Source organism: Caulobacter sp. RHG1, assembly GCF_013181195.1.
Lineage (GTDB): Bacteria > Pseudomonadota > Alphaproteobacteria > Caulobacterales > Caulobacteraceae > Caulobacter.
Genome location: NZ_SMZP01000006.1, coordinates 290891 through 317662, shown reverse-complemented (window position 1 = coordinate 317662; position 26772 = coordinate 290891). Strand labels below are relative to the sequence as shown.

Here is a 26772-nt window from a genome sequence, read left to right as displayed (position 1 = left end):
GATGAAAGACCAGGGCTTCGTCCGCTTCGAGGCCGAGCAGACCCTGGACATGCTGGGCCCCGAGGCCAAGGCCGCCTGGGCCAGCTTCGCCGACAGTTGGAACGACCTGCCGCTGGACGGCTTCATGGCCGACGGCGGCCGCTATCGCCGGCGGCGGTTCGCGGCCTTTTCCGCCTCGGCCGACGGCGTCGAGCGCAAGCCCCATCAGCCCCATTGGCAGAGCCGCGACTACAATCCGCTGAACGGCGGCGTGCAGCGCTGGTTCGAGCCCGTCACCGACGCCATTGCCGAACATCCCGTGACCCAGAGCGTGATCCGCGCGGGCGTCGATCTCTTCGGCGACCGGGCGTGGCACGTCGAACTGCACCAGTTCCGCATCGAGGCCCGCGTCGGCGAGGTCGGGCAGCCCACGCCCGAGGGCGCGCATCGCGACGGCGTCGACTGGGTGATCGTCATGCTGGTCGAGCGCACCAACGTCGATCGCGGCGTCACCGACATCTACGCTCCGGACGGGACCAGTCTGGGCTCGTTCACCCTGACCGCCCCTGGCGACGCCGTGTTCCTCGACGACCACCGCGTGCTGCACGGGGTGACGCCGATCCAGCCGGTCGATTCCGAGCAACCCGCGCTACGGGATGTGCTGGTGGCCACGTTCCGGGCCGAAAGCGGCGCATAACGCTTGAAATTGCAATTCGTTCTCAAGTAAGGACGGGCCTTCATCGCCAAGGTTGCCCCCGTTCCCGTGAAGTCCGCCGCCGATCAGCATCGCCGTTCCTTCTGGCTGAAGCAGCTGCACCAGTGGCACTGGATCAGCGCGGCTGTCTCTCTGGTCGGCATGATGCTGTTCGCCATCACCGGCATCACCCTGAACCACGCCGGCCAGATCGAGGCCGAGCCCAAGGTGGTCAGCCGCAAGGCCGAGCTGCCCGCCGACCTGCTGGCGCTGCTGGCCAAGGGTCCGGAAGAGGGCAAGCGCCCCCTCCCCGTGCAGATGGAGCGGTTCCTGGATAAGGCCGTCGGCGCCGACGTCGCCGGCCGCGAGGGCGAGTGGTCGTCCAGCGAGGTCTATGTCGCCCTCGCCCGCCCGGGCGGCGACGCCTGGCTGTCGATCGACCGCGAGACCGGCGCCGTCGAGCACGAGAAGACCACGCGCGGCGCGGTCAGCCTGCTCAACGACCTGCACAAGGGCCGCAACTCGGGCAAGGCCTGGGCCTGGTTCATCGACGTCTTCGCCGCAGCCTGCGTGATCTTCACCGTCACCGGCCTGATCCTGCTGCAGTTCCACGCCCGCGCCCGGCCGATGACCTGGCCCTTGGTCGCGCTGGGTCTGGCCGGCCCCATCGTTCTCATCATCCTTTTCGTTCACCTCTGAGGCACACCCCGTGAAGCGTTCGATCTCTCTCCTGACTTTCGCCGGCGCCGCCGTCGGCGCCGCGCCGGCCCTGGCCGCCGATCTCAACGTCACCGTCGAGATCCCGCGCATGACCGTGGCCGAATACCACAAGCCCTATGTCGCCATCTGGATCGAGGGCGCCGACGCCAGCGCCGCCGGCACCCTGGCCGTCTGGTACGACGCCGACAACCGCGAGGACAAAGGCGCCAAGTGGCTGAAGGACATGCGCCAGTGGTGGCGCAAGGCCGGTCGCGAGATGAGCTTCCCCGTTGACGGCGTCTCGGGCGCCACCCGCGCGCCGGGTCCGCAGAAGCTGGTCTTCGCCGGTTCGAAGGGCGCGCTGAAGGCGCTGAAGCCCGGCCAGTACAACCTGGTCGTCGAAGCCGCCCGCGAAGTGGGCGGCCACGAAGCCGTCCGCGTTCCGTTCGTTTGGGGCAAGGCCGGCAAGCCGGCCTCGGCCAAGGGCGCGACCGAGCTGGGCGCCGTCACCGTTTCCGTGAAGTGAGGGGAAGAACCGACATGACCTTCAAGAAAAGCCTGCTGGCCGTCGCCGCTCTCGGCGCAGTCCTCGCGATGCCGCTGTCGGCGCAAGCCCACCGCGGCTGGCTGCTGCCGTCGTTCACCAACCTGTCGGGCGACAGCGCCTGGGTGACCTTCGACGCAGCCGTCTCCAACGAGCTGTTCCACCCCGACCATGTCGCCATGCGCACGGACGGCGTGCAGGTGCTGGCCCCGGACGGCGCGATCGACAAGATCCAGAACGCGTCCACCGGCAAATACCGCTCGACCTTCGACGTCCAGCTGAGCAAACCCGGCACCTACAAGATCTTCACGGCCGGCGGCTCGGTCATGGCCAGCTACACCGAGAACGGTGAAGTGAAGCGCTTCCGCGGCTCGGCCGAGGACTTCGCCAAGCAGGTCCCGGCCGGCGCCGCCGACCTCAAGGTCATCAAGTCGGCCAACCGCAACGAAACCTTCGTGACGCGCGACAAGCCGACCACCGAAAGCCTGAAGCCGACCGGCAAGGGCCTGGAACTGGTGCCGGTCACCCACCCGACCGACGTGATCGCCACCGAGCCGGCGACCTTCAAGTTCGTCATCGACGGCAAGCCCGCCGCCGACCTGGAAGTGACCTTCGCCCCCGGCGGCCACCGCTGGCGCGCCAGCCCCGGCGAGATCAAGGTCAAGACCGGTCCCGACGGCGCGGTGAAGTTCACCCTGCCGGAAGCGGGCATGTACTGGGTCAACGCTTCGGTCCGTTCGGGCGCCAACGCCCGCGGCGGCCCGCCCGGCGCGCCTCAACAAGGCGCTGTCCAGGCGCTGCCGGGAAATGGCGAGAACGCCAGCTACACCGCCGTCATCGAAGCCCAGCGTCCGTAAAGGTCGCCATCATCCTCCCCTGCCTGTGCGGGGGAGGATGAGATTTCCCCATGTCCCGCGTCCTGATCCCCGCCATCGTCACGCCGCCTGCCCGCCCTGTCGGCGGCAGCGTCCGTGCGTTTGGCAGGGCGACGATGGGCACGACCTGGTCGGTCAAGGCGGTGCTGCCGGCCACGACCGACCTCCCCGCCCTCGAGGCGATGGTCCAGCGCGCGCTCGACGCCGTCGTCGCCGAGATGAGCCCCTGGGAGCCGCTGTCGGACCTCTCGCGCTACAACCGCGCCGCGGCCGGAAGCTGGACCGCCCTGCCCGCCCAGACCGCCACGGTCCTGCGCCGTGCGATCGAAATCGCGGCAGCCAGCGACGGCGCGTTCGACCCGACCCTGGGCGCGCTCACCGATCTCTGGGGCTTTGGCCCCCGCGCCTTCGCCGGTGCCCCTCCTGCCCCGTCCGACATCACCGCCCTGCGTGAGACCGGCGGCTGGAGCCGTCTGACGCTGGACGGCGACGCGCTGTTCCAGCCGGGCGGCCTGAAGCTGGACCTCAACGGCATCGCCAAGGGCTTCGGCGTCGATCAGGCCGCCGCCGCGCTGGATCGGGCCGGCGTGAAGAGCTACCTCGTCGAGGTCGGCGGCGAGCTGCGCGGCACGGGCGCCAAGCCCGACGGCCAGCCGTGGTGGGTGGAGCTCGAACGCCCGCCGACCGCCAACGACGCCGAGCATACGGTCGTCGCCCTGCACGATCTGGCCGTCGCGACCTCCGGAGACTACCGGCGGTTCTTCGACCATGACGGCCGCCGCTACGCTCACACGCTGGATCCCGCCACCGGCGCCCCCGTCCGCCACGCGACCGTCAGCGTCACGGTGCTGGCGAAGGACTGCATGAGCGCCGACGCCTGGGCCACGGCCCTGACCGTGATGGCGCCCGACGCGGCGCTCGCCTTCGCCGCCGCCCACGACCTGGCGGCGCTGATCGTCAGCCGCAGCGGGACGGCGCTGGAAGAGCGCCTGTCGCCCGCCCTGCAGACCATGCTGGACGACTGATGTTCGACCTCGAAGCCTTTCCGCCCGAGACCCGCCGCCTGATCGCGGCCGGCGCCGTGACCGGGGCCTACGCTCTGTTCTGCGCCGCCATCGCCGCGCGCGAGGCCCTGCGCCGCCACGCCACGCGCAAGGCGGCCAAGGCCCTGTCGCAGGGCTCGGGCGAGCCCGTGCTGGTCGCCTATGCCAGCCAGACCGGATTTGCCGAGGAACTGGCCAATGCTACAGCCAAGGCGCTGTCCGAAGGCGGCGCGCCGGTGGTTCTGCGGGAACTATCGGCCGTCACCGCGGCCGATCTGACCGGCCGCGCCCTGTTCGTGGTCAGCACCACCGGGGAAGGCGACGCCCCCGACACCGCCCGCGCCTTCATCCGCGACGTGATGAAGGACGGCCACGACCTCTCGAGCCTGCGCTACGGCGTGCTGGCCTTGGGCGACGCGACCTACGCCCAGTACTGCGCCTTCGGCCGGTCGCTGGACGCCTGGCTGGCCCATGCCGGGGCGGAGGCGCTGTTCGACCGCGTGGAGGTCGACGACGGCGACCCGGCCGCCCTGCGCCACTGGCAGGGGCAGCTGTCGCTGATCACCGGCGTCACCGACGCCCCCGACTGGAGCCGCCCGGCCTATGGCCGCTGGACCTTGGCCGAGCGCCGCCTGCTGAACCCTGGCAGCCCCGGCGGCGAGGCTTGGCACGTGCGTCTCGAACCCGTCGACAAGGCGACCTGGGAAGCCGGCGACATCCTGGAAATCGGTCCGCGCAACAACCCGGCCGAGGTCGCCGCCCTGGGTTTGCCGGCTGAGATGACAGAAGCGCTGTCAGGCCTGCGCCTGCCGCACGGCCCAATCGGCGACATAGCCGACCTGACGCCGCTGCCGCACCGTGAATATTCGATCGCCTCCCTGCCCAGCGACGGCGCGGTCGAGCTCCTGGTCCGCCTGATGCCCCGCGTCGACGGCGCCCCGGGCCTGGGCTCGGGCTGGCTGTGCCGGTTCGCCGAGGTCGGCTCTATCATCGACGGCCGGGTGCGGACCAACCGCAGCTTCCACGCCCCGGACAAGGACCGCCCGTTGATCCTGATCGGTTCGGGCACCGGCCTGGCCGGCCTGCGCGCCCACCTGAAAGCCCGCGCGACCCTGGGCGTACGATGGAACTGGCTGATCTTCGGCGAGCGCACGTCGGCCCACGACTATTTCCACCGCGCCGAGATCGAGGCCTGGCAGGCTTCGGGCCTGCTGGACCGCGTGGACCTGGCCTTCTCCCGCGACCAGGCCGACCGCGTCTATGTCCAGCATCGCCTGCGCGCGGCGGCGGACGTGCTGCGGCGCTGGGTGGCGAACGGCGCGGCGATCTATGTCTGCGGTTCCCTGGAAGGCATGTCGCGCGACGTCCACGCCGTGTTGGTCGAGGTGCTGGGGAGTGAGGCGCTCGAACGGCTGACGGACGAGGGGCGGTATCGGCGGGACGTGTACTAGCGACCCAAAAGGTCCGCGCGCTCTTCCGGCGTATTAGCGCCCCGTAACCGCGCCAAAGCCCCTTCCGGAGCCGCCAGCGCCGCCAGCCCCGCTCGCTCGACCAGTCGCCGCAACGGCCAGCCGGCTTGCGCCTCCACCGGCAAAGCGGCCGCCTCAAGCACCATCGGCACCGGCAGGCCTTCGTAATGGCCTCCGCCCGGCAGCAGCGGCGCGAGGTCATCGACCGTCACCGTCGGCGCATCCACGGCTAGCACCAGCAGCCGCTCCGTCCCCAGAAACCGCGCCCCGGCCAGCACGCCGCCGACGGGCCCCGCCATCGCATCCTCGTCGGGAACCCACGGCAGGCCGAAATCCGCGCCGGCCGTCACCAGCGCCTGCGCGCCCACCGCCCGCGCCAACGCCGCCACCCGGTCCACCGCCCGAGCGCCGCCCCAGTCGAGCACGGCCTTATCGCGCCCCATTCGCCGGGACGCGCCGCCGCACAGGATGATGGCGCCGAGCGAAGTCATGTCCCGCTCTTAGCAGGCGCCCGTCTTCCAAGCTCTACCCAAAGCGGTCTTGAGCGTGGCAGCCGAAAGTGTGAGCGGTTTCGGCGCCCGCCACGCTCAAAATGTTTGAGCTAGAGCCTGATTATCCGTTTCTGATGTTTCCATCAGAAACGGTCAGGCTCTAGTGTCCCCGCGCAAAGGGACGGAAATACAAGAATGAGCCAACCGACCGAGCGCCAGCGTCGTCGTACGACCCAGAGCGCCACGATCCGTGACGTCGCCGCCCGGGCGGGCGTCTCGCCGATGACCGTTTCGCGGGTCATCAATCGCGAGAGCACCGTCAAGGAGGAAACCCGCGCCCTGGTCGAGAAGGCCATCGCCGACCTCAACTACGCCCCCAACCCCGCCGCCCGCAGCCTGGCCGGCAGCGCGCCGTTCCGCATCGGCCTGCTGTACGACAACCCCTCGATGGGCTTCCTGTCGGAGTTCCTGGTCGGCGCCCTCGACGAGAGCAGCCGCACCGGCGCCCAGATCGTCATCGAGAAGTGCGCCGAGCCCGAGCTGGCCGGGGCCACCCTGGCCCGCCTGCTGAAGACCGGCGTCGATGGCCTGATCCTGCCGCCGCCGCTGTGCGAGAGCCCGCAGGTGCTGGCCGAGATCAAGGCCGCGGGCGCGGCCGCCGTGGCCGTGGCGCCGGGTCTGGCCAGCGCCGACATGGCCACCATCCGCATCGACAACGAGGCCGCCGCCTTCGAGCTGACCCAGCACCTGATCGGCCTGGGCCACAAGCGGTTCGGCTTTATCAAGGGTCACCCCAACCAGACGGTCAGCCAGCAGCGCCTGGACGGCTTCATGAGCGCGCTCAAGGCGGCCGGCGTGCCCATGGAGGACATCCGGGTCGAGCAGGGCTATTTCACCTATCGCTCGGGCCTGGACGCGGCCGAGCGGCTGCTGTCGGGCGACCAGCGCCCCACGGCGATCTTCGCCGGCAATGACGACATGGCCGCCGCCGCGGCGGGTCTGGCCCATCGCCTGGGCCTGGACGTGCCGGGCGACCTGTCGATCGTCGGCTTCGACGACACCTCGATCGCCGACAACATCTGGCCGCCGCTGACCACGGTGCGCCAGCCGATCGCGGCCATGGCCCGCGCGGCCGTCGACCTGGTGCTGGAGGAAATCCGCCGCCAGCGCGACGGCGGCGGCGAACCCCGCCAGCTGATGCATCCCCACACGCTGATCGTGCGGGACTCCACCGGGCCGGCCAGCGACTAGGCTCAGACTTCCGGGATCGCCTGCTTCAGGCGACCGCCGACGCGGATCGGCTCGACCCGCACGGCCTGGCCGGTGCGGTCGTCGGTCTCGACAAACACGCCGCAGATCGTCGCCGGACCGCTGGCCGGGGTGTAGCGGCCGCCGCTGATCTTGGTGGTGAACCGGCGCAGCGGCTCTTCCTTCTGGTTGCCGATGACGCTGTCATAGTCGGCGCAGGCGCCGGCGTCGGTCTGGTAGGCGGTGCCGCCCGGCAGGATCTGGCAATCGGCGGTCGGCACGTGGGTGTGAGTGCCCACCACCAGGCTGGCGCGGCCGTCGCAATAGTGGCCCATGGCCATCTTCTCGGACGTCGCCTCGCAGTGCATGTCGACGATCACCGCGTCGGCCACCTGGCCCAGCGGGGCCTTGTCCAGCTCGCGGTCAGCGGCGGCGAACGGGTCGTCCATGGCGTCCATGTGCACCCGGCCCAGCAGGTTCACCACGAACACGGTCTTGCCCGAGTCGGTCTGGAAGAGATGGCTGCCCCGGCCCGGGGCGTCGGACAGGATCGGGTAGTTGGCCGGCCGGATCAGGCGTGGCTCGCGCACGATGTAGGTCAGGGCCTCGCGCTGGTCCCAGCTGTGATTGCCCAGGGTCAGGCAGTCGGCGCCGGCGTCGAACAGCTCGCGGGCGGTGTTCTCGGTGATGCCGAAGCCGGCCGCGGCGTTCTCGGCGTTGATGATCACGAACTCGAGGCCGAGACGGCGGCGAAGATCAGGCAGATGGTCGGCCAGGCCGTCGCGGCCCGACTTGCCGACGACATCGCCGAAGAAGGCGAAACGCATCGAAAGTCCTTAGAGCGAGCCGTCAGCGGCTCATGTCATTGACGGCGATATACTCTTTTTCTGTGAGAATGGCGTCCAGCCTTTGATCATGCGGTTCGGTCGGCAGGTTTTCGACCTGCTGGCCGCTGTAGGCCAGGCCGATGACCACCACCGGCTTGCGGGCCCGCAGGGCTTCCAGCGCCCGGTCGTAATAGCCCCCGCCCTGCCCCAGCCGCAGGCCGTCGCGCTGGAAGGCCAGCAGCGGGGCGATCACAAGATCGGGCTGCAGCGCGGGCTGCTCGGGAGCCGGGCCGCGCAGGCCGATGGCGTCGTGGACCAGCGGCTCACCAGGCGTCCAGGCGCGGAACACCATGCGCGCGGCCTCGGCGTCCTCGACCGCCGGCAAGGCCAGGGTCCAGCCTGCTTCATGCATGTGGCCGGCCAGGATCAGCGGCGAAATCTCCGCGCCCAGGCCGTGATACAGCGCCGCGACCTTGCCGGAGGGCTCGGGAAACAGCTTGGCCAACGGCCCGCGCGCCGCCTCGGCGATCATCCAGTCGGCCTCGGGATGCTGGCGGGCCAGTTCCTTGCGCTGGTTGCGCAGGAAGATGCGCAGGGCCGTCTTGGCGGCCGCGGGGTCGGCGATGGTCATTCGCCGCTTATAGGGGAGATAGGGTGGCGGCGCCGCGAAGAACCGTGAAGACGTTTCAATCCACTCGAACCTGTTAGTTACAGGTGGGCCCCGTGTTCCCGCAGCCACGGGCACGGGAGGGAACAGGTCCCGATAGAGAGATTAAGGTCCCTGGGAATAGAAATCTTCGACGAGGGCCACAGCAAGACCCGCCGTGGATCAAGATAGGGACTCGGAAGGCGGAAAGCCAGGGGCGTGGTGACGCGGCCTGCGGTATGCAGGCTTCACACCGCCTGCTATCCTGCCGATCGGAGGCCTCGCCATGTCCGCCGTCAGCAAACGCACCGTCAGCCTGCCCGCCGAACAGTCCCGCTATATCGATGACCTGGTCTCGGCCGGGACATACGCGTCGGCCAGCGAAGTCGTTCGCGCCGGCGTTCGGGCGCTTCAGGAACGCGACGCGGCGGTGGAGCGCTGGCTGCGCGAGGACGTCGCGCCGGTCTATGACGCGATGCTGGACGATCCAAACCGAGGCATCGCCGCCGAGGAGGTCTTCGCCTCCATCCGTGCGCATCACGCCGGCCGGCTGAAATCCAAGCCGTGACCCGGAAGGTCGTTTTCTCGCCGGAAGCGCGCGACGACCTTTTCGAGATCTATCGTTACATCGCCGAGCGGGGCGCGCCGAACACGGCCCTCGGCTATGTGATGCGGCTCGAAGCGCGGTGCGCCAACCTCGCGGCCTTTCCGAAACAAGGCTTGGCGCGAGACGACGTCCGCCCAAGCGTACGACTGCTGGGCTTTGAGCGAAAAACCGAGATCGCGTTTCACATTACCCCAGAGGCCGTCGTGATCGACCGGCTCTTCCATGGCGGCAAGACCATAGATTTCGCGGACTGAGACTACTCCGCCGCCAGCTTCTCGAGCTTCTCGGCCGCCGCATCCAGCGCCCGGATCGCCGCGATTTCGGCCTTGGTGCCGTCCTGCTGCATGCGGGTGATCTCGGCGTTGGCGTGGGCCAGGCGGAGTTTCATATCCGACAGCTCGTCGGCCAGCAGCAGGGCGCCCATCAGGAAGAGACGGGTCTCGCCCAGCTGGCCCACGTCGGAGCTGACCTGGCGGACCTGGCGGTCGAACAGGCGCGCCAGCTCCTTCAGGTGCGGCTCCTGGCCGTCCTCGCAGCCCACCATGTAGGGGCGGCCGTTCACGTGGATGGTCACCTGGGACATGGTCAGGCCTCCTCAGGATCGTCGAACAGCTCGTCGTCCTCGCCCGGCGTCACGGCGTGGCCGTCGTGATGGTGGTCGTTGGCGACAGCCTCGTCGCCGAGGGCGGCGCGGATCTCGGCGATGGCGCGGCCCAGGGCGACCGAGGCCTGCTCGCCGGCTTCCTCCAGCGCCTTCTCACGTTCGCGGGCGGCTTCCAGGTCGGCGACCAGGCGCGTGCGCTCCTGGTCGTCAAAGAGGCCCGGCTCCTCGGACGAGAACAGCGGCATGGCCGGCGCGGCGGCGCTGGCGGCGGCCAGGGCGCGTTCGACCTCGGCGGCCTTGGTCGCCTGGCGCTGTTCCAGCTGGCTCACCGCCCGTTCCAGGCGGCGAACCGCCAGGTCGAGAGCCGTTCCATCGGCCGGGATCATCGGCAGTCTTCCATCATGCAGCGCAACATATAGATCGGGGCCCTGTTCACCAGCGTTCGGAGGCGAGATTGGGGCGGTGGGAAAGGCCATAGCAGCATTCGGCCTCACCTGTCCGCGACCCGCCCCGGTTGTTTTGATTTTTGCACCGCTTTCAGCAATCGCGAGGCCCGCCGTAGTTTCTCGGACTTGACTTGTCGGCTGCACACCGCAAAACGCCACCCCAACTAGGGAACGCCGGTCGCCTTCGATCGGCGGCCATAAACCGGAGAAAGATCCATGGCTGTTCGCGTCGCCATCAACGGCTTCGGCCGCATCGGACGTCTGGTCCTGCGCTCCATCGCCGAGCATGGCCGCCGCGACATCGAGGTCGTCGCGATCAACGACCTGGGTCCGGTCGAGACCAACGCCCACCTGCTGCGCTACGACAGCGTGCACGGCCGTTTCCCCGGCACCGTGACGTCGGGCGAGGACTGGATCGACGTCGGCATGGGTAAGATCAAGGTCACGGCCATCCGTAACCCTGAAGAGCTGCCGCACGCCGAGCTGAACGTCGACATCGCGTTCGAGTGCACCGGCATCTTCACCGCCAAGGACAAGGCCGCCGCCCACCTGAAGGCCGGCGCCAAGCGCGTCCTGATCTCGGCCCCCGGCGACAACGCCGACAAGACCATCGTCTACAAGGTCAACCACGAGACCCTGACCGCCGACGACATCATCGTCTCGAACGGCTCGTGCACCACCAACGCCCTGGCCCCGGTGGCCAAGGTCCTGCACGATCTGGTCGGCATCGAGCGTGGCTACATGACCACGATCCACAGCTACACCGGCGACCAGCCGACGCTGGACACCATGCACAAGGACCTCTACCGCGCTCGCGCCGCGGCCCTGAGCATGATCCCGACCTCGACCGGCGCCGCCAAGGCCCTGGGCCTGGTCCTGCCGGCCCTGAAGGGCAAGCTGGACGGCTCGTCGATCCGCGTCCCGACCCCGAACGTCTCGGTCATCGACCTGAAGGTCGTGCCCTCGCGCGACACCACGGTGGATGAAGTCAACGCCGCCCTGCAGGCCGCCGCCGACGGCGCCATGAAGGGCGTGCTGTTCACGACGACCGACCCGCTGGTCTCGACCGACCTGAACCACATCGCCGCCAGCTCGACGGCCGCCCTGCCCCAGACGCAAGTGATCGAGGGCAAGCTGGTCCGCGTGCTCAGCTGGTACGACAACGAGTGGGGCTTCGCGACCCGCATGAGCGACACCGCTCTCGAGATGGCGAAGTTCCTCTAAGGAACGCCCTACCAAACCCCGCTCCCACAAGGAGCGGGGTTTTCCTTGCCTGATATCCCCACGCTTTTCCGGGACGACCTGATGACCTTCCGCACCCTCGACACCGCCGACCTCGCCGGCAAGCGCGCCCTGGTTCGGGTGGACTTCAACGTGCCCGTCGACGGCGGCAAGATCACCGACGACACCCGCCTGCGCGCGGCCCTGCCAACCATCAGCTATCTGTCCAAGCAGGGCGCCAAGGTCATCCTGCTGGCCCACTTCGACCGCCCCAAGGGCAAGGTCGTGCCGGAGATGAGCCTGGCCTTCGTGGCCGAGCCTCTGAGCAAGCTGCTGGAACAGCCGGTCGCCTTCGCTTCGGACGCCGTCGGCCCGGCCGCCGCTGACGTCGTGAACGGTCTCGAGAACGGCGGCGTCGCGCTGCTGGAGAACGTCCGCTTCCATGCCGGCGAAGAGAAGAACGACGCCGACTTCGCCGCCGCCCTGGCCGCCAACGGCGACGTCTATGTCAACGACGCCTTCAGCGCCGCCCACCGCGCCCACGCCTCGACCGAAGGCCTGGCCAAGCTGCTGCCGGCCTATCCGGGCCTCTCCATGCAGCGTGAGCTGGAAGCGCTGGACGCCGCCCTGGGCAATCCGAAGAAGCCGGTGATCGGCATCGTCGGCGGCTCCAAGGTCTCGACCAAGCTGGACCTGCTCAACAACCTGGTCGCCAAGCTGGATCGCCTGGCGATCGGCGGTGGCATGGCCAACACCTTCCTGTTCGCCCAGGGCCACGACGTCGGCGCCTCGCTCTGCGAGAAGGACCTGGCCGACACCGCCCGCGAGATCATCGCCAAGGCCGAGAAGGCCGGCTGCGAGCTGCTGCTGCCGACCGACGTGGTCGTGGCCAAGAAGGTCGCGCCTGGTGTCGAGACCGCCGTCCGTGCGCTGAACGAAGTCCAGGCCGACGACCTGATCCTGGACGCCGGTCCGGAGAGCGCCAAGCGCCTGCTGGCGGCCATGGACGACAGCGTCACCCTGATCTGGAACGGCCCGCTTGGCGTTTTCGAAGTCCCTCCGTTCGACGAAGCGACCGTTTCGGCGGCGAAACATGCCGCGGCCCTGGCCAAATCGGGTAAGCTGGTGGCGGTCGCGGGTGGCGGTGATACCGTCGCGGCGCTGAACCACGCGGGCGTGTCGGCCGACTTCACCTTCGTTTCGACCGCCGGCGGCGCGTTCCTGGAATGGATGGAAGGCAAGACGCTTCCGGGCGTCGCAGCTCTGGAAGCCTAAGCTCAAGTTATTTGCTGGCGCGGATCGTGCAGATCCGCGTTCGGCCTGTATAAGACTGAGACGCAATACACGACTGGCACGCATCGACCCGGGCAGAGAGCGCAAAAGCGTCACGGCCCCAACAACAAGAAACGACCCAACCACTTAACGCTTGCAGGAGAGAGACTACGTGGCTCGCATCACGCTGCGCCAGCTGCTGGACCATGCCGCCGAGCATGAGTACGGGCTGCCCGCCTTCAACATCAACAACATGGAACAGGGCCTGGCGATCATGGAGGCGGCCGACGCCGTCAACTCGCCGGTCATCATCCAGGCGTCGCGCGGCGCGCGCAACTACGCCAACGACATCGTCCTGACCCGTCTGATCGACGGCCTAGTCGAGCTGTATCCGCACATCCCGGTGTGTATGCACCAGGACCACGGAAACGGCCCGGCGACCTGCGCCACGGCGATCCAGTACGGCTTCACCTCGGTGATGATGGACGGCTCGCTGATGGAAGACGCCAAGACCCCGGCCAGCTACGAGTACAATGTCGAGGTCACCAAGAAGGTGGTCCAGATGGCCCATAGCTGCGGTGTCTCGGTCGAAGGCGAGCTGGGCGTGCTGGGTAGCCTGGAAACAGGCATGGGCGAGGCTGAAGACGGCCACGGCTTCGAAGGCAAGCTGTCGCACGATGAGCTGCTGACCGATCCGGACCAGGCGGTCGACTTCGTGCAGGCCACCGGCGTCGACGCCCTGGCCATCGCCATGGGCACCAGCCACGGCGCCTACAAGTTCACGCGCAAGCCGGACGGCGACGTCCTGGCCATGAACGTGATCGAGGAAATCCACCGCCGCCTGCCCAACACCCACCTGGTGATGCACGGCTCTTCGTCGGTCCCGCAGGACCTGCAGGACATCATCAACCAGTACGGCGGCGAGATGCCCCAGACCTGGGGCGTGCCGGTCGAAGAGATCCAGCGCGGCATCAAGCACGGCGTGCGCAAGATCAACGTCGACACCGACAACCGCATGGCCATCACCGGCGCCATCCGCAAGTTGCTGATCGAGAAGCCGCAGGAATTCGACCCGCGCGCCTATCTGAAGCCGGCCAAGGAAGCGATGCGCAAGGTCTGTCAGGCCCGCTTCACCGAGTTCGGCTCGGCTGGCCACGCCGACAAGATCAAGCCGCTGTCGACCGCGACCATGGCCAAGCGCTACGTCTCGGGCGAGCTGAACGCCAAGTTCGGCGCCGGCGCGGCCAAGGCTGCGGCTGAGTAAGCGGTTCGGATCGCTGAGATGAAGAGGCCTCCCGGAGCGATCCGGGAGGCTTTTTCATGCCCCGAGCCGTCCCCACCGCGCCAACATCGCCAGGCTCCCTGCCCCCACCGCGCCGCAGGCCAGCATGGCCAGACTGAACCACGGCCCCACGAAGGCGTAGGTCTCCTGCCAGCAGTGCAGGCCATCCACCGCCCCCGCGACACCGCCGCAGAACAGGCCGCAGGCAAAGCCGGTAGCCGCAGGGCGATCCAGCTCGACGCGGCGCAGGCCCACGGCAGCCAGCAGCAGCATCGGCGCAGCGATCGTCAGGACGTTGGCGACGCAGATCGCGCCGTCGGGCCACAGCAGGGCCAGGACCATCTCGGTCGGCAGGTCGATGATCTGCACGGCGGCGGCGACCAGCATCAATCCGCCCAGGACGGCCGCCGCGCCCAGCGCCACATCCGCTCCCCGCTGCTCGCGCGCCAGCCGCGTGGCCGCCACGAGGGCGCAGGCGGCGATGGCGAGGGGATAGCCCCCCTTGATCCAGAAAAAGGCCCCGCTGGCCGCCAGCGGCAGATCCGGCCGCAACTCCAGCCAGAAGAAGATGATCAGCACGCCGGCCAGCGCTCCGGCCATGGCCGTCTCGACCAGCCGCCACGGCAGGTTGGCCGCCGACCATCCAACGCCGCCAGAAACAGGTTCGCTGTCGCCGCCCGCCGCTGCGAGCGCGTCGTCTATCGTCACGCGCCTCTCCCCACAGAGCCGGCCTACGGGATTGGATGTCGCCCTTGCGCCGCATGCGCGAAAGGCCGCGGCACTTCATTGGTCGAACGATGGTTTGTCAATCAACCATGAGGTAGCGGTACAAAACGTGATGCACGTCGGGCGTCCGACACAACGCCCCTGGCCAGGGCCAGCGCCGCGGTTCACATCGACGCTCCACCTCGGAGAGATGAGATGTCCAAGCTCTACTGGCTGCTGTGCGTACCCGGAATCGTCCTGCCCTACAGCGCCTTCGCCCCCTGGGTCGCCGAGCATGGCCTGGCGCCCGGACCGTTCGTCGCCGAGCTGTTCTCGACCCGGATCGGCGCGTTCTTCGGCTGGGACGTCATCGTCTCGGCCGTGGCGCTGCTGGTGTTCGCGTGGCGCGAAGCCAGACGGCATGGGCCGCGCGTATTCTGGCTGACTGGCGTAGCCACGCTGCTGGTTGGCGTCTCGCTGGGCCTGCCGCTGCTTCTGGCGCTGCGCGGCGACGCGGAGACGGCCGACCTTGAGGCCTGACTAGTGGATGGTCGGGGCGCGCAGCACCGGACGGCGCCACAGCTGCGCGGTCAGGGCGTTGGCGATGCCGACCCAGCCCAGGTCCGGGGCCGAACCGCCGCCCACCTTGCGGGCTTCCAGCGCATAGGCCGCCGAGGCCGCCAGCGAAGCCGTGGCCGCGCCCAGCTGACCGCCGACGCGCTTGGCGCCCAGGCCCAGCCACAGGGCGTTGAAGCCCTGCACCAGGCTCCAGATCGTCAGGGCGCGGGTGCGCGCCGGGCTGGACGGCGAATTCCAGGTGCGCAGGCCAGACAAGGTCATGGCGATGAACAGCGGCGGCAGCAGCAGGCTGGTCAGGGGCTTGGGCTGGTGGGCGACCGGCTCGTGCATCTCGGCGAACTCGACCGCGTACATCTCGTCGTCGAGGACGCGTTCATGGCGGCCGCCCATCAGTCGGGCCACCACGATGGCGGCGCCCGCCAAGGCCGCGCCGGCCGCGATCTGGGCCACGGGGTGTACGCCACCCTCCCGCCTGTCCAGCTGGAACGCCTCACGGCCGGCCAGGGCGCGGTCGCGGGTCTTTCCGTTGGCGATATGCATGGCGGGACTCCCTCGTCTACTCGATAAGGTCAAACAGCCCAGCTGCACCTTGGTTCCAGACCGCGGTTCAGCCGTAGCGACACCTCGACGCATGATGCCGCGATCGTTTTTTCACGCCAGCGGAAAACGCGTCAAAGGCAGGTTTCGTAAGGCCTTAAGGGGCCACAACCTTTTCGCGCAACGCCGTTCAAGGACCCGTGTGACGTAATGCCGCGCGACAGCACCTTGGGATGAAAATTCCCAATAAAATACTGTTTTTTCTACGATTTATTCCAGATCAACAGCCCAAATGGACCGGTTAAGGTTGCCGGTCATTAAGCTTCCCTTGAACTTCGGAGCACAACCTTTCGCCGAAACGCGGGAAGGACTCGTCACCAGGGGGTGGCCGGTCGGGGACCCGCTGGGGAACATGCCGATGTCGATCTTTCGGGCCCGCCAGGACAACAAGACCACCAGCCGCATCACCGAGCTGGAAGCCGTCATCGCCGCCATCCACCGCAGCCAGGCGGTGATCGAGTTCGATCTCGACGGCACGATCATCACCGCCAACGACAACTTCCTGAAGACCCTGGGCTACGGCCTGCAGGAGATCCAGGGCCGCCACCACAGCCTGTTCGTCGACTGCGACTACGCCAAGAGCGGCGAGTACCGCGACTTCTGGAAGCGGCTGTCCAGCGGCGAGTTCTTCTCCGACAAGTTCTGCCGCGTGGGCAAGGACGGCAAGGAGATCTGGATCCAGGCCTCGTACAACCCGATGTTCGACAAGGACGGCAAGGCCTACAAGGTCATCAAGTTCGCCGCCGACATCACCCAGGTCGAGCTGGAACGCGCCGCCGCCGAGGCCGCCCGCAAGAAGGCCGACCAGGACAACACCGTCGTCTCGGTGCTGGCCGCCGGCCTGGACAGCCTGGCCAAGGGCGACCTGACCGCCCGCATCGACGCGTCGATGGATCCGCGCTACCAGCAGATCAAGGACGACTTCAACGCCGCCATGGCCAGCCTGCGCGAGACCGTGCAGGGCATCGTCCAGCGCACCATGGGCATGCACGCCGGCTGCGACGAGATCTCCTACGCCGCCTCCGACCTGTCGCGCCGCACCGAGCAACAGGCCGCCAGCCTGGAGGAGACCGCCGCCGCGCTCGACGAGATCACCGCCACCGTGGCCCGCAGCGCCGACGGCGCGAACCGCGCCTCGCAGGCCGCGTCCGGCGCCCGCGCCGACGCCGACCGCTCGGGCAAGGTCGTGGCCGAGGCCGTCGCCGCCATGGGTGAGATCGAGAAGTCTTCCGGCCAGATCACCCAGATCATCGGCGTCATCGACGAGATCGCCTTCCAGACCAATCTTCTGGCCCTGAACGCCGGCGTCGAAGCCGCCCGTGCGGGTGAAGCCGGCCGCGGCTTCGCCGTTGTCGCTCAGGAAGTCCGGGCCCTGGCCCAGCGCTCGGCCGAGGCCGCCCGCGAGATCAAGACCCTGATCGCCAACTCGACGGCCCAGGTCGATCGTGGCGTGCGCCTGGTCGGCGAGACCGGCGCCTCGCTGGACGGCATCGTCGCCAAGGTCGGCGAGATCGACCTGCTGATCTCCGAGATCGCCCGCTCGTCCCAGGAACAGGCCACCGGCCTCAACCAGGTCAACAGCGCCGTCAACCAGATGGACCAGGTGACCCAGCAGAACGCCGCGATGGTCGAACAGACCACCGCGGCCTCGGCCAACCTGCGCACCGAAGCCCACGACCTGTCGGACATGATGCAGCGCTTCAACACCGGCCAGGAGATCGTCGTCGAACGCCAGGCCCAGATCCGCGGCGCCTATGGCCGTCCGGGGGCGCGGGCGGCGTAAAGTTTCCACGGCAGATCCACCACACCGAGCTTCCCCGCGAAGGCGGGGACCCAAGCTGGCTGTCAGACTGGGGCTCGGTCTCAGCCTCTTCTTGGAAGTCCGCTTGGATCCCCGCCTTCGCGGGGAAACTCGGGCTAAGGCGATGTCGATGATAGGCTTGCCGCCATGAGCCTTCTCATCCGCCCTGCCCTGCCATCCGAGATCGAGACCGTTCGCGCCATCGAGCGGGCTTCGTCCCAGCGGTTCGTCGGAGTGATGGACGCCCTGGCCGCGGACGAGCCGTCGCCGCCTGACGTGCTAGCCGCCCGCATCGCGGCCGGCGGCCTGCTGGTCGCGCAGACGGAAGGCGCGGTCGTCGCCTTCGTGATGTTCCGCCCCGTGGACGACGGCCTCTACATCGAACAGATCGACGTGCTGCCGGTCTTCGCCGGCCGCCGCATCGGCGCGGCCCTGCTGGACGCCGTGGCCGAGCGGGCCACGATCCTGACCCTGTCGACCTTCCGCGACATCCCCTGGAACGCGCCCTGGTACCGCCGCCTGGGCTTCGTCGACATCGATGAGACAAAACTAACGCCGGACCTCAGGGAGATCCGGCGTCAGCATATCGCGCGCGGGCTCGACGAGAGCCTGCGGGTGTTCATGGAGCGGCGCGCTTAAGCCGGCAGCTCGCCCATGGCCGACTGCAGATAGTTCTGGTCGCCCAGCGACTTGACCAGGCCCAGCTGCATTTCGAGGAAGTCGATGTGCTCTTCGGTGTCGGTCAGGATCTCGCGCAGGATCTCGCGGCTGACATAGTCGCGGACGGTCTCGCACTGGACGATGCCGGGGACCAGGATCTCACGGTTGAACAGTTCGACGTTCAGGTCGCTGGCCAGGCATTCCGGCACGGTCTCGCCGATCTTGAGCTTGTGCAGGTCCTGCAGGTTGGGCAGGCCTTCCAGGAACAGGATGCGGTTGATCAGCTTGTCGGCGTGCTTCATCTCGCCGATCGATTCGTCATAGGTGATCTTGCCGAGGCGCTTGAAGCCCCAGTTGTCGTACATCCGCGCGTGCAGGAAGTACTGGTTGATCGCCGTCAGTTCGTTGGTGAGCACCGCGTTGAGCACGCGGATGACGCCGGCGTCGCCTTGCATGGCGGCCTCCTTAAGGGTTCGCTGTTCGGGCGGAACCTGGGGCAAGCCGTTCGGGGCTTCAACCGCTATCTGTGCAAGTGTTTCGCAGGCTCACAGAAAAGCGTGCGAGTGCTTCGCGATAGCCGACAAAGTAGAGTTTTGGGCCGTTACTCGGCTGCGAATGCGAGGGCTTCGCGGCTTTCCTGGATCATCTGGCGCATTTCGCAGACGCACTTGGCGCACTGGGCCTGGCAACCCTTGTGACGGAAAATCTCCGCCGGGCGGGTGGCCCCTGCGTCGATGGCGGCGCGCACTTCGCGCTCGCGGATGCCGTTACAGTTACAGACGTACAAGGAAGAACGCCCTACCCGATTGAGTGTCATTCTCATTTAGCCGAGCGAGTCGAGTTTTGCAACTGACTCTCAGTCGAGTTCGCAGCGGCGTGGTGTCGCGGGGAGGCATCTTCTGTCGCGCCGTGATTTGGCCTAAAGCCACCGCATGACGCTCGACTGCCGCCTCTATCTGATCACTCCGCCCGCCCTGGACGACCTGGCCGGGTTCGGCCGCCAGTTGGCCCAGGCCCTGGAAGGCGGCGACGTCGCCGCTCTGCAGATCCGCCTGAAGGACGCGCCCGACGACGTCGTGGCCGCCGCCGTCGACGTGCTGGCCCCGCTCGCCCAGGCCCGTGACGTGGCCGTGATCCTCAACGACCGCCCGGACCTCGCCGCCCGCCTGCCGGTCGACGGCGTACACGTCGGCCAGTCGGACATGGCCTATAGGGACGCGCGCAAGCTGATGGGCGGCCGCATGGTCGGCGTCACCTGCCACGACAGCCGCCACCTGGCCATGGAAGCGGCCGAGGCCGGCGCGGACTATGTCGCCTTCGGAGCCTTCTTCCCGACCACGACCAAGGACGCCCCGACCGTCGCCGAGCCCGACATCCTGACCATCTGGCAGGAGACGATGGAGATCCCGTGCGTGGCCATCGGCGGCATCACCGCCGCCAACGCCGCCCCGCTGGCAACGGCCGGCGCCGATTTCCTGGCCGTCGCGGCCGGGGTCTGGGCCCATCCGGAAGGCCCCGCCGCCGCCGTCGCCGCCCTGAACGCGGCGATCGCCGAAGGCCTCGCGGCCCGTAAGTAAAAGCCGCTATTCACGCCGCCTTGTGACGCACTGCACACAGGCATAGCGTCTCTCCAGCGAACGATAACTGGGGGAGGCGCGCGAAATGCGGCTCAAAGGGTGTTTGCTTAGCGTACCGGTCCTGCTGGCGATCTCGGGCTCTGCCTGGGCCGAGAATTGGAAACTGCCGCCGGGCGAGACCAAGACCTATTACGACGTCGACTTCACCCGGGTGGACCAGTCCACCGGGCTGGTCGTGACCCGCATCGCCGAAGGCAAGCCGAACGGTCCGTACAAGAGCTGGCCGGCCGGCAAGGGCCCGATCCTGATGTTCGCGCTCGACTGCGCGGCCGACAAATGGATGGACCTCGGGATGGACTTCGAAGGCGGCCATGCCCTGCCCAAGGGCTGGCGCAAGGAAGCCAAGGTCGAGGACATCTCCGGCGCGGTCGGCAAGGCCGGCAAGCTGGTCTGCGAGACCAAGGACAGCTTGCCGACCGTGGCGCTGCCTTAGGGCGTTAGCGCCCCCTCCGTCACGCCGCGTATCCGCGGCGCGCCACCTCCCCCGCTACGCAAGGGAGGAGGAAGCACGCCTCTCCTCCCCCGTGAAACGGGGGAGGTGGCCCGGAGGGCCGGAGGGGGCGCTCACGCCCTTAACCACGCCCCAAATCCCTCATCTTGCCATCGCGCCTGTGGACGACTAGGTTCCGCGCCCGTTCTTTCACACCGTCGACCTACCGCTCCGCCGCCGGACTTTCCGGCAGGCGTCGACGGCATTTCCTTGAGGATATCCGCCCGTGGCCACGCCTTCCGCCCTCCTGAACGTCATGATCGACGCGGCCCGGAAGGCCGCCCGCGGCCTGGCCCGCGACTTCGGCGAGGTCACGGAGCTGCAGGTGTCCAAGAAGGGCGCGGCCGACTTCGTCACCAATGCCGACCTCAAGGCCGAACAGACCCTGTTCGAGATCCTGACCAAGGCCCGCCCGGGCTACAGCTTCCTGGGCGAAGAGCGCGGCATGATCGAGGGCACCGACAAGACCCACACCTGGATCGTCGACCCGCTGGACGGCACCACCAACTTCCTGCACGCCATCCCGCACTTCGCCGTCAACATCGCGCTCCAGCGCGAGGGTGAAGGCGTCGTGGCCGGCGTCACCTACAACCCGATCAGCAACGACCTGTTCTGGGTGGAAAAGGGCAAGGGCGCGTTCCTGGGCGCCGAAAAGCGCCTGCGTGTCGCCGCCCGCCGTCACCTGGACGAGAGCATCCTGGCTACCGGCGTGCCGTTCGCGGGCAAGCCCGGCCACGGCCAGTTCCTGAAGGAGCTGCACCAGGTCAGCCAGAAGGTCGCCGGCGTGCGCCGCTTCGGCTCGGCCGCCCTGGACCTGGCCTGGGTCGCCGCCGGCCGCTTCGACGCCTACTGGGAGCGCAACCTCAACCCGTGGGACGTCGCCGCCGGCGTGCTGATGATCCAGGAATCGGGCGGCAAGATCACCACCATCGACGAGAGCGACCTCGACATCGTCCAGGGCAAGTCGCTGCTGGCCTCGAACCAGGACCTGCACCCGCAGATCCTGGAGCGTCTGCGGGCGGCTTAAGCGCCTCAAGCCCCCTCCGGCCCTTCGCCACCTCCCCCGTTTCATGGGGGAGGATGGAATGCTCCTCCTCCCCTGCGCAGCGGGGGAGGTGGCGCGATGCGAATAAGCATCGTGACGGAGGGGGCGCAAAACGCTCGCCAAACCGTCACATCCGAGCGCTAAATCGCAGGCCATGACCCTGCTGACCCGTCGCGCCATGACCACCGCCGCCCTTGCCGGCACCCTGCTGCCGGGCCTCGCCTTCGCGCAGACCAAGAAGCCCCTCGTCATCGGCCACCGAGGCTGCAGCGGCGAGCGGCCCGAGCACACCGCTCTGGCCTATGAGCGCGCCATCGAGCAGGGCGCCGACTTCATCGAGCCCGATCTCGTCCCCACCAAGGACGGCCACCTGGTCTCGCGCCACGAAAACGAGATCGGCGGCACGACCGACGTCGCCGCCCGCCCCGAATTCGCGGCCCGCAAGGCGACCAAGACCATCGACGGCCAGTCGATCACCGGCTGGTTCACCGAAGACTTCACCCTGGCCGAGCTGAAGACGCTGAAGGCCCGCGAGCGGCTGCCGCAACTGCGCCCCGAGAGCGCCAAGTTCGACGGCCAGGCCGGCATCCTGACCTTCGACGAGGTGGTGGCTATCGCCAAGGCCGGCTCCAAGCGCACCGGCCGCACCATCGGCGTCTATCCCGAGCTGAAGCACCCGACCTATTTCGCCAGCATCGGACTGCCGACCGAGGACCGCCTGGTCGCCCTGCTGAAGAAGAACGACCTCAACTCGGCGACCGCGCCGGTGTTCGTCCAGTGCTTCGAGGTCGGCCCGCTGAAACGCCTGCGCGCCAAGACCCCCGCCAAGCTGGTGTTCCTGGTCGACGGCGAAGGCGGACCCGCCGATCTGCCCAACGTCAAATATGCCGACCTGATCACCGCCCAGGGCCTGAAAGACGTCGCGGTCTATGCCGATGGCCTGGGCCCGACCTGGAGCCTGGTGGTCCCCAGCGACGGCAAGAGCCTGCTTCCGGCCACCGACCTGGTGAAGAACGCCCACGCCGCCGGCCTGCAGGTCCATCCGTGGACGGTGCGGACCGAGAACTACTTCCTGCCCGCGACCTTGCGGAAGGGCGATGCCAAGGACCCCGCCTTCCTGGCCCTGCACGGCGACGTGACGCCGGTGTTCAAGGCCCTGTACGCGGCCGGCGTCGACGGCGTGTTCAGCGACTTCCCGGCAGCGGCGGTCGCGGCGCGTTAAGCAGCGCTCTTGCGGAAATAGCCTCGCCCGGGCAGCGTGCCGGCCTCGATTTGCCCTGGGGCCACGCCATGAACCTCCGCCACGCCGTTTCCGCGGCCGCCCTCGCCGCCAGCCTGCTGATGGGCGCGCCCGCCTTCGCCGCCACCCCGGGCGCAGAGGTGCTGAACCGCGTCGCCGAGGACTTCGTGCGGATGACCCTGGAAGCCGGCGTGCGCGAGCCCGGCTATGTCGACGCCTACTACGGCCCCGAGGCGCTGCAGAACACCGCCAAGGCCGCGCCGCGCCCGGTCTCGGTGCTGCGCAAGGAAGCCGACCGCCTGCAGGGCCTGCTGGGCCACATCCCGGACAAGGACCTCAATGCGGATGAAAAGCGCCGCAAGCTGTTCCTGAAGGGTCAGGTCAAGGCCGCCCAGACGCGCCTGGCCATGATCGCCGGCGACAAGTTCAGCTTCCAGGACGAGGCCGAGGGCCTGTTCGGCGTGCGGCCGGTGCTCAAGCCGCTGAAGAGCTACGACCCGATCCTGGCCCGCATCGACAAGCTGGTCCCCGGCAAGGGCGACCTGGCCAGCCGCGTCGACGCCTTCCAGAACAAGTACGTCATCCCGACCGACAAGCTCGAGCCGGTGATGAAGGCCGGCATCGCCGCCTGCAAGGCCAAGACCGAAGAGCACATCAAGCTGCCGGAAGGCGAGCGCTTCGACCTGTCGTTCGTCACCGGCAAGCCCTGGAGCGGCTACAACTGGTACCAGGGCAAGGCCCACAGCCTGATCGAGATCAACACCGACCTGCCGATCTATATCAGCCGCGCCCTCGACCTGGGCTGCCACGAGGGCTACCCCGGCCACCACGTGCTGAACGCCCTGCTGGAAGAGAAGCTGACCAAGGGCAAGGGCTGGGTCGAGTTCAGCGTCTATCCGCTGTTCTCGCCGCAGTCGTTCATCGCCGAAGGCAGCGCCAACTTCGGCATCGAGCTGGCCTTCCCGGGCGACAGCAAGACCGTGTTCGAGCGCGACAAGCTCTATCCGCTGGCGGGCCTGGATCCCAAGACCGCCCAGGCCTATGGCGAGCTGCGGGAGGCCACGGTGGCCCTGTCCAGCGCCGGCAACACCATCGCCGCCGAGTATCTGGCCGGCCGGATGACCAAGGAACAGGCCGTGCAGGCCATGATGAAGTACAATCTCTATTCGCGGGGCGGGGCCGAGAAGCGGGTGGCCTTCGTCGAGACCTATCGCTCGTACGTCATCAACTACAACCTGGGCCAGGACATGGTCCGCGCCCACGTCAACCGCGCCGGCAAGACCGAAGACGCCCGCTGGAAAGCCATGGAGCGGGTGATCAGCGAGCCGACGACGCCGGCGGACCTGCGGAAGTAGGCTGGCGGTCAGGAGGGGCCGGCGCTCACCAGCCCGATCCGCCGCCCCCGCCACCGCCGCCGCCGGAGGAGCCGCCGCCCGAGGAACCGCTGCTGGACGAACTGCTTGAACCGCCGCCGGACGAGCCCGGCGCGGTCGAGGCCGAGGCGATCGTGGAGACCAGCCCCGCGCCCATCGAAGCAGCGAAGGCGGCGGGTTGGCTGATGGTGCGGCGGTCGCCGTCGTACCAATCCTTCTCGGGATCCATCTGGGCCTGGGCCAGCACCTTGGCGAAGCGCTTGGCCCAGCGGGTCTCGACCTGCAGGGCGATGGCGTAGGGCAGGTACTTCTCGAACAGCTCGGCGGTCTTTTCAGGCGGATTCAGCCGTTCCAGGCGATCCTCCTCGGCCACCGACAGATAGTGGCGGAAGCCGGCGATCCGCGCCCGCATCGGCCAGCCCAGAGCCGTCGGCCCGCGCAGGTTCATCTTGGCGACGATGACGATCGGCAGGGCGATCAGGGCGACCAGCATCGGCGCGGCGTCGCCGCTGGCGAAGCCCATCATCAGCAGCAGACCGCCTGCGTGCCAGGTCGCGAGCACGGCGATCCCGGTGCCGATGAACGACAGGGTGCGCTTGCCGCTCTTGGCCGACAGGGGTCCAGCGCGCAGGCGCTTGAGCCAGCGACGGGCGACTTCGCCGCCCACGCCCACCGCCACGGCGCCCAGGGCCAACGGCGCGGCGTGGGATGCGTTCAGCAGCACCAGGATCAGGGCCAGCGACAGCAGCAGTCCGGCCAGGGCCAGCCAGCCGCGATTGGCCTTGCCGGCGGCGTCGGAGGTGTAGCGATCCTCGCCGTAGTCCTGGTCCAGCTTCCGGTCCAGGTCCATGCGGGCGTCCATAAGGGTCCGATAGTTGCCCTGGCTGAGCGTCAGGCTGGACCGTCCCTTGAACAGCTCGCGGACCATGGCCGCCTCGGCGGGCGGCAATGGGGTCTTGCCGACGGTCTTCAGCAGGCGGCGAACCGGCTTGCCGAAACTGCCCTTCTTGGCCTTGTCGACGATGCGCAGATGGCCGCGCACGGCGACGTCGACGATGGCGGCGGTGAAGGCCCGATCGTCGAACTTGCCCTTCCAGATGTAGCGGACGGCCGCCGCCGACAGACCGTCGGGCGGCGAGAACAGCGGCACGATCGGGCGCGGATCCGGATTGCGCCGCGCTCGCCACACCGCCCGGGCCATGTAGGCGGCGATGGCGACGACGCCGGCCAGGGCCAGCAGCAGGCCGCCCTGCTCGCGCAGCAACCAGCCCAGACGTTGCGCCGACGACGGCTCGGCGACCACGCCCTTGGGCCAGGCGGCCGCGACGGTCAGGCCCTCCTGAGCCTCCAGCCGCTGGGTGGTGCGAAAGACGATCTGGCCGGGCCGCTCGGTTACTACCTCGGCGTTGCGGTCGGTCGCGCCCTGGGCGCCGGTATAGACCGCTCGCTTTCCGAACCGCGCGGCGGTCGGCAGGGTGATCCGCGCCTCGGCCTGCTCGATCGGGAAGGTCCAGCCCGTACCGGTGGCGTTCCAGTAGAGCTCGTCGAAGTCGTCGAAGAAGCCCAGCTGGCGGGTCGTGCGGTATCGGATGCGATAGACGTGCGCGCCCGGGTCCAGCAGCCGATCGGCGTCGCCGATGCGCACCCGCTGGCCGTTGCTCATCCGCATCAGCTTGAAGGGCTCGGCCCGGCCGTCGCGCTCGACCGACACCACCTTGAAGCCCACCTCCACCAGCCGGCCGCGCGCGGTGTGGTAGCGGGTGGGGAAGTCGCGCTGGATGCCGCGCTGGATCGTCTCGCCTTCCGACTCCAGGGCGATGGTCTCGACGACGTCCAGGTCGCCATTGGCCTGGACCCAGACGTCGCTGACGAAGTTGGTGATCCGCTCTTCGGCGACAACGGGCCCGGCGCTCACCAGAACCAGGGCGGCCGTCAGCGCCCAGGCGCGCATGAAGGACCTCACCGGGCGGCGTCGAACTGCACGGCCGGCGCGGCGCCCAGCCCGGGGTCGTCGTCGGTGAAAGAGGGCTCTTCGCGGAAGCCCAGCGGCCCGGCGATCAGCAAGGCGGGGAAGGTGGCGATGCGGGTGTTCAGATCACGGACGGTGGCGTTGTAGTAACGCCGGGCGCTCTGCAGCTCGGTCTCGATCTCGGCCAGCTGCGCCTGCAGCGCCAGGAAGGTCTGGTCGGCCTTGAGGTCGGGATAGGCCTCGGCCACCACCATCAGCCGGCCCAGCGCCCCGTCCAGGGCCGTGTCGGCGCGGACGGCCTCGGGCGCGGTCCTGGCCTGCACCGCCTCGGCGCGGCGGGCGGTCACCGTCTCCAGCAGGCCGCGCTCGTGTTCGACATAGCCCTTCACCGACGACACCAGGTTGGGGATCAGATCGGCGCGGCGGCGCAGCTGCACGGTCACGCCGCTCCAGCCTTCGCGCACCAGCGCCCGGGCCCGGACCAGGCCGTTGTAGATCACCACGACGACGAGGGCGGCCAAGGCCAGCCCGATGGCGACAATCCAGGAAGTAGCCAGGGGACGCTCCAGTTCTCGCACACGACCTAAACGGGTTCACGCTTTCCGGTAGAGGTATCGCCTCGCACCGCGCCGGCCAAGCTCGGCCATGAAACAAGGTCGACGCTACGCCTTCCGGCATGGATCGGAACTCTCGAACAGCTGAGCCGTTTCCCAGCGCAACACAGCCAAG

The 26772-nt window shown here is 68.5% G+C and carries 31 protein-coding genes; 20 read left to right on the top strand and 11 right to left on the bottom strand.

Going from position 1 to position 26772, the window contains the following annotated elements; all coding sequences use genetic code 11:
• Position 1: 1 nt before the first annotated feature.
• From E1H18_RS18005 to E1H18_RS17980, 6 genes are all read left to right on the top strand, one after another.
• The gene (locus E1H18_RS18005; protein ID WP_172271234.1) at positions 2-676 is read left to right on the top strand and encodes a 2OG-Fe dioxygenase family protein; all 675 of its coding nucleotides are present in this window, start codon (positions 2-4) and stop codon (positions 674-676) included.
• 66 nt (positions 677-742) lie between these two features.
• The gene (locus tag E1H18_RS18000; RefSeq protein WP_172271011.1) at positions 743-1372 is read left to right on the top strand and encodes a PepSY-associated TM helix domain-containing protein; all 630 of its coding nucleotides are present in this window, start codon (positions 743-745) and stop codon (positions 1370-1372) included.
• Between the two features lie 10 nt (positions 1373-1382).
• A complete protein-coding gene (locus E1H18_RS17995; protein ID WP_172271009.1) occupies positions 1383-1898 on the top strand; it encodes a DUF2271 domain-containing protein in 516 nt (171 codons plus the stop codon).
• A gap of 14 nt (positions 1899-1912) precedes the next feature.
• Complete coding sequence (locus tag E1H18_RS17990; RefSeq protein ID WP_172271007.1) at positions 1913-2773, top strand: DUF4198 domain-containing protein; 861 nt, start codon at positions 1913-1915, stop codon at positions 2771-2773.
• Positions 2774-2823: 50 nt separating this feature from the next.
• A complete protein-coding gene (locus E1H18_RS17985; RefSeq protein ID WP_172271005.1) occupies positions 2824-3816 on the top strand; it encodes an FAD:protein FMN transferase in 993 nt (330 codons plus the stop codon).
• On the top strand, positions 3816-5285 hold the full coding sequence (locus E1H18_RS17980) for a sulfite reductase flavoprotein subunit alpha (protein WP_172271003.1): 1470 nt from the start codon (positions 3816-3818) through the stop codon (positions 5283-5285). The genes E1H18_RS17985 and E1H18_RS17980 overlap by 1 nt, the downstream gene beginning before the upstream one ends.
• On the opposite strand, the gene E1H18_RS17975 is transcribed toward E1H18_RS17980, so the two are convergent.
• The gene (locus E1H18_RS17975) at positions 5282-5794 is read right to left on the bottom strand and encodes a molybdenum cofactor guanylyltransferase (protein ID WP_172271001.1); all 513 of its coding nucleotides are present in this window, start codon (positions 5792-5794) and stop codon (positions 5282-5284) included. The genes E1H18_RS17980 and E1H18_RS17975 overlap by 4 nt on opposite strands.
• Positions 5795-5989: 195 nt before the next feature.
• Between E1H18_RS17975 and E1H18_RS17970 the strand changes: the two genes are divergently transcribed.
• Positions 5990-7045 (top strand): LacI family DNA-binding transcriptional regulator, encoded by a 1056-nt coding sequence (locus E1H18_RS17970; protein WP_172270999.1) that lies wholly within the window; start codon positions 5990-5992, stop codon positions 7043-7045.
• Positions 7046-7047: 2 nt separating this feature from the next.
• Here the strand turns inward: E1H18_RS17970 and E1H18_RS17965 are convergent, their stop codons facing one another.
• Complete coding sequence (locus tag E1H18_RS17965; RefSeq protein ID WP_172270997.1) at positions 7048-7869, bottom strand: TIGR00282 family metallophosphoesterase; 822 nt, start codon at positions 7867-7869, stop codon at positions 7048-7050.
• 22 nt (positions 7870-7891) lie between these two features.
• Entirely contained in the window at positions 7892-8500 is a 609-nt protein-coding gene (locus E1H18_RS17960) for a 5-formyltetrahydrofolate cyclo-ligase (protein WP_172270995.1), read from the bottom strand.
• A 301-nt stretch (positions 8501-8801) separates the two neighbouring features.
• Between E1H18_RS17960 and E1H18_RS17955 the strand changes: the two genes are divergently transcribed.
• Positions 8802-9083, top strand: a complete 282-nt coding sequence (locus E1H18_RS17955) for a type II toxin-antitoxin system ParD family antitoxin (RefSeq protein WP_172270993.1) — start codon at positions 8802-8804, stop codon at positions 9081-9083.
• On the top strand, positions 9080-9376 hold the full coding sequence (locus tag E1H18_RS17950) for a type II toxin-antitoxin system RelE/ParE family toxin (RefSeq protein WP_172270991.1): 297 nt from the start codon (positions 9080-9082) through the stop codon (positions 9374-9376). Before E1H18_RS17955 ends, E1H18_RS17950 begins: the two co-directional genes overlap by 4 nt.
• 2 nt (positions 9377-9378) lie before the next feature.
• On the opposite strand, the gene E1H18_RS17945 is transcribed toward E1H18_RS17950, so the two are convergent.
• Both E1H18_RS17945 and E1H18_RS17940 read right to left on the bottom strand, forming a co-directional pair.
• Positions 9379-9705 carry a cell division protein ZapA gene (locus E1H18_RS17945; RefSeq protein ID WP_172270989.1) on the bottom strand — a complete coding sequence of 109 codons (327 nt, stop codon included), beginning with the start codon at positions 9703-9705 and terminating at the stop codon, positions 9379-9381.
• Positions 9706-9707: 2 nt separating this feature from the next.
• Positions 9708-10112 carry a hypothetical protein gene (locus tag E1H18_RS17940; protein ID WP_172270987.1) on the bottom strand — a complete coding sequence of 135 codons (405 nt, stop codon included), beginning with the start codon at positions 10110-10112 and terminating at the stop codon, positions 9708-9710.
• A 276-nt stretch (positions 10113-10388) separates the two neighbouring features.
• Between E1H18_RS17940 and gap the strand changes: the two genes are divergently transcribed.
• The 3 genes from gap (at position 10389) to fba (ending at position 13929) form a co-directional block, all read left to right on the top strand.
• The gene (gene gap, locus E1H18_RS17935; RefSeq protein WP_172270985.1) at positions 10389-11396 is read left to right on the top strand and encodes a type I glyceraldehyde-3-phosphate dehydrogenase; all 1008 of its coding nucleotides are present in this window, start codon (positions 10389-10391) and stop codon (positions 11394-11396) included.
• A gap of 81 nt (positions 11397-11477) precedes the next feature.
• Positions 11478-12668 carry a phosphoglycerate kinase gene (pgk, locus tag E1H18_RS17930; protein WP_172270974.1) on the top strand — a complete coding sequence of 397 codons (1191 nt, stop codon included), beginning with the start codon at positions 11478-11480 and terminating at the stop codon, positions 12666-12668.
• A 169-nt stretch (positions 12669-12837) separates the two neighbouring features.
• Positions 12838-13929: a class II fructose-bisphosphate aldolase gene (gene fba, locus E1H18_RS17925; protein ID WP_172270972.1), complete on the top strand. Its 1092-nt coding sequence runs from the start codon at positions 12838-12840 to the stop codon at positions 13927-13929.
• Between the two features lie 54 nt (positions 13930-13983).
• Here fba and E1H18_RS17920 read toward each other — a convergent pair whose 3' ends face one another.
• The gene (locus E1H18_RS17920; protein ID WP_172270970.1) at positions 13984-14655 is read right to left on the bottom strand and encodes a DUF1109 domain-containing protein; all 672 of its coding nucleotides are present in this window, start codon (positions 14653-14655) and stop codon (positions 13984-13986) included.
• Positions 14656-14868: 213 nt separating this feature from the next.
• Between E1H18_RS17920 and E1H18_RS17915 the strand changes: the two genes are divergently transcribed.
• On the top strand, positions 14869-15192 hold the full coding sequence (locus E1H18_RS17915) for a DUF2834 domain-containing protein (protein ID WP_172270968.1): 324 nt from the start codon (positions 14869-14871) through the stop codon (positions 15190-15192).
• On the opposite strand, the gene E1H18_RS17910 is transcribed toward E1H18_RS17915, so the two are convergent.
• On the bottom strand, positions 15193-15771 hold the full coding sequence (locus tag E1H18_RS17910) for a tryptophan-rich sensory protein (RefSeq protein ID WP_172270966.1): 579 nt from the start codon (positions 15769-15771) through the stop codon (positions 15193-15195).
• 415 nt (positions 15772-16186) lie between these two features.
• Here E1H18_RS17910 and E1H18_RS17905 point away from each other — a divergent pair, with 415 nt between their 5' ends.
• Positions 16187-17611: a PAS domain-containing methyl-accepting chemotaxis protein gene (locus E1H18_RS17905; protein ID WP_172270964.1), complete on the top strand. Its 1425-nt coding sequence runs from the start codon at positions 16187-16189 to the stop codon at positions 17609-17611.
• 165 nt (positions 17612-17776) lie between these two features.
• On the top strand, positions 17777-18268 hold the full coding sequence (locus tag E1H18_RS17900) for a GNAT family N-acetyltransferase (RefSeq protein WP_172270962.1): 492 nt from the start codon (positions 17777-17779) through the stop codon (positions 18266-18268).
• Here E1H18_RS17900 and bfr read toward each other — a convergent pair.
• Both bfr and E1H18_RS17890 read right to left on the bottom strand, forming a co-directional pair.
• Positions 18265-18744, bottom strand: coding sequence for a bacterioferritin (gene bfr, locus E1H18_RS17895; protein ID WP_172270960.1), 480 nt, complete (start codon positions 18742-18744; stop codon positions 18265-18267). The genes E1H18_RS17900 and bfr overlap by 4 nt on opposite strands.
• A gap of 146 nt (positions 18745-18890) precedes the next feature.
• Positions 18891-19076, bottom strand: coding sequence for a bacterioferritin-associated ferredoxin (locus tag E1H18_RS17890; protein ID WP_172270958.1), 186 nt, complete (start codon positions 19074-19076; stop codon positions 18891-18893).
• 145 nt (positions 19077-19221) lie between these two features.
• On the opposite strand from E1H18_RS17890, the gene thiE reads away from it, so the two are divergent.
• The 5 genes from thiE (at position 19222) to E1H18_RS17865 (ending at position 24056) form a co-directional block, all read left to right on the top strand.
• Positions 19222-19866 carry a thiamine phosphate synthase gene (gene thiE / locus E1H18_RS17885; RefSeq protein ID WP_172270956.1) on the top strand — a complete coding sequence of 215 codons (645 nt, stop codon included), beginning with the start codon at positions 19222-19224 and terminating at the stop codon, positions 19864-19866.
• Between the two features lie 85 nt (positions 19867-19951).
• Entirely contained in the window at positions 19952-20359 is a 408-nt protein-coding gene (locus E1H18_RS17880) for a hypothetical protein (protein ID WP_172270954.1), read from the top strand.
• A 283-nt stretch (positions 20360-20642) separates the two neighbouring features.
• Positions 20643-21443 carry an inositol monophosphatase gene (locus E1H18_RS17875; protein WP_172270952.1) on the top strand — a complete coding sequence of 267 codons (801 nt, stop codon included), beginning with the start codon at positions 20643-20645 and terminating at the stop codon, positions 21441-21443.
• A gap of 172 nt (positions 21444-21615) precedes the next feature.
• A complete protein-coding gene (locus E1H18_RS17870) occupies positions 21616-22683 on the top strand; it encodes a glycerophosphodiester phosphodiesterase (protein ID WP_172270950.1) in 1068 nt (355 codons plus the stop codon).
• Positions 22684-22751: 68 nt separating this feature from the next.
• The gene (locus tag E1H18_RS17865; protein WP_172270948.1) at positions 22752-24056 is read left to right on the top strand and encodes a hypothetical protein; all 1305 of its coding nucleotides are present in this window, start codon (positions 22752-22754) and stop codon (positions 24054-24056) included.
• A 25-nt stretch (positions 24057-24081) separates the two neighbouring features.
• Here E1H18_RS17865 and E1H18_RS17860 read toward each other — a convergent pair whose 3' ends face one another.
• Positions 24082-26025: a DUF2207 domain-containing protein gene (locus tag E1H18_RS17860; RefSeq protein WP_172270946.1), complete on the bottom strand. Its 1944-nt coding sequence runs from the start codon at positions 26023-26025 to the stop codon at positions 24082-24084.
• 8 nt (positions 26026-26033) lie between these two features.
• On the bottom strand, positions 26034-26564 hold the full coding sequence (locus tag E1H18_RS17855) for a LemA family protein (RefSeq protein WP_206679090.1): 531 nt from the start codon (positions 26562-26564) through the stop codon (positions 26034-26036).
• Between the last annotated feature and the right edge of the window lie 208 nt (positions 26565-26772).

Bases quoted from the DNA above. Each gene is read 5' to 3' on its own strand.
- E1H18_RS18005 (WP_172271234.1), top strand. From the start codon at position 2: ATGAAAGACCAGGGCTTCGTCCGCTTCGAGGCCGAGCAGACCCTGGAC.
- E1H18_RS17955 (WP_172270993.1), top strand. From the start codon at position 8,802: ATGTCCGCCGTCAGCAAACGCACCGTCAGCCTGCCCGCCGAACAGTCC.
- bfr (WP_172270960.1), bottom strand. From the start codon at position 18,744: ATGCAAGGCGACGCCGGCGTCATCCGCGTGCTCAACGCGGTGCTCACC.
- E1H18_RS17880 (WP_172270954.1), top strand. From the start codon at position 19,952: ATGCGGCTCAAAGGGTGTTTGCTTAGCGTACCGGTCCTGCTGGCGATC.
- E1H18_RS17970 (WP_172270999.1), top strand. From the start codon at position 5,990: ATGAGCCAACCGACCGAGCGCCAGCGTCGTCGTACGACCCAGAGCGCC.
- E1H18_RS17965 (WP_172270997.1), bottom strand. From the start codon at position 7,869: ATGCGTTTCGCCTTCTTCGGCGATGTCGTCGGCAAGTCGGGCCGCGAC.
- thiE (WP_172270956.1), top strand. From the start codon at position 19,222: ATGACGCTCGACTGCCGCCTCTATCTGATCACTCCGCCCGCCCTGGAC.
- E1H18_RS17990 (WP_172271007.1), top strand. From the start codon at position 1,913: ATGACCTTCAAGAAAAGCCTGCTGGCCGTCGCCGCTCTCGGCGCAGTC.
- E1H18_RS17985 (WP_172271005.1), top strand. From the start codon at position 2,824: ATGTCCCGCGTCCTGATCCCCGCCATCGTCACGCCGCCTGCCCGCCCT.
- E1H18_RS17980 (WP_172271003.1), top strand. From the start codon at position 3,816: ATGTTCGACCTCGAAGCCTTTCCGCCCGAGACCCGCCGCCTGATCGCG.
- E1H18_RS17915 (WP_172270968.1), top strand. From the start codon at position 14,869: ATGTCCAAGCTCTACTGGCTGCTGTGCGTACCCGGAATCGTCCTGCCC.
- E1H18_RS17905 (WP_172270964.1), top strand. From the start codon at position 16,187: ATGTCGATCTTTCGGGCCCGCCAGGACAACAAGACCACCAGCCGCATC.
- pgk (WP_172270974.1), top strand. From the start codon at position 11,478: ATGACCTTCCGCACCCTCGACACCGCCGACCTCGCCGGCAAGCGCGCC.
- E1H18_RS17945 (WP_172270989.1), bottom strand. From the start codon at position 9,705: ATGTCCCAGGTGACCATCCACGTGAACGGCCGCCCCTACATGGTGGGC.
- E1H18_RS17940 (WP_172270987.1), bottom strand. From the start codon at position 10,112: ATGATCCCGGCCGATGGAACGGCTCTCGACCTGGCGGTTCGCCGCCTG.
- E1H18_RS17910 (WP_172270966.1), bottom strand. From the start codon at position 15,771: ATGCATATCGCCAACGGAAAGACCCGCGACCGCGCCCTGGCCGGCCGT.
- gap (WP_172270985.1), top strand. From the start codon at position 10,389: ATGGCTGTTCGCGTCGCCATCAACGGCTTCGGCCGCATCGGACGTCTG.
- E1H18_RS17865 (WP_172270948.1), top strand. From the start codon at position 22,752: ATGAACCTCCGCCACGCCGTTTCCGCGGCCGCCCTCGCCGCCAGCCTG.
- E1H18_RS17860 (WP_172270946.1), bottom strand. From the start codon at position 26,025: ATGCGCGCCTGGGCGCTGACGGCCGCCCTGGTTCTGGTGAGCGCCGGG.
- E1H18_RS17975 (WP_172271001.1), bottom strand. From the start codon at position 5,794: ATGACTTCGCTCGGCGCCATCATCCTGTGCGGCGGCGCGTCCCGGCGA.
- E1H18_RS17870 (WP_172270950.1), top strand. From the start codon at position 21,616: ATGACCCTGCTGACCCGTCGCGCCATGACCACCGCCGCCCTTGCCGGC.
- E1H18_RS17900 (WP_172270962.1), top strand. From the start codon at position 17,777: ATGAGCCTTCTCATCCGCCCTGCCCTGCCATCCGAGATCGAGACCGTT.
- E1H18_RS17960 (WP_172270995.1), bottom strand. From the start codon at position 8,500: ATGACCATCGCCGACCCCGCGGCCGCCAAGACGGCCCTGCGCATCTTC.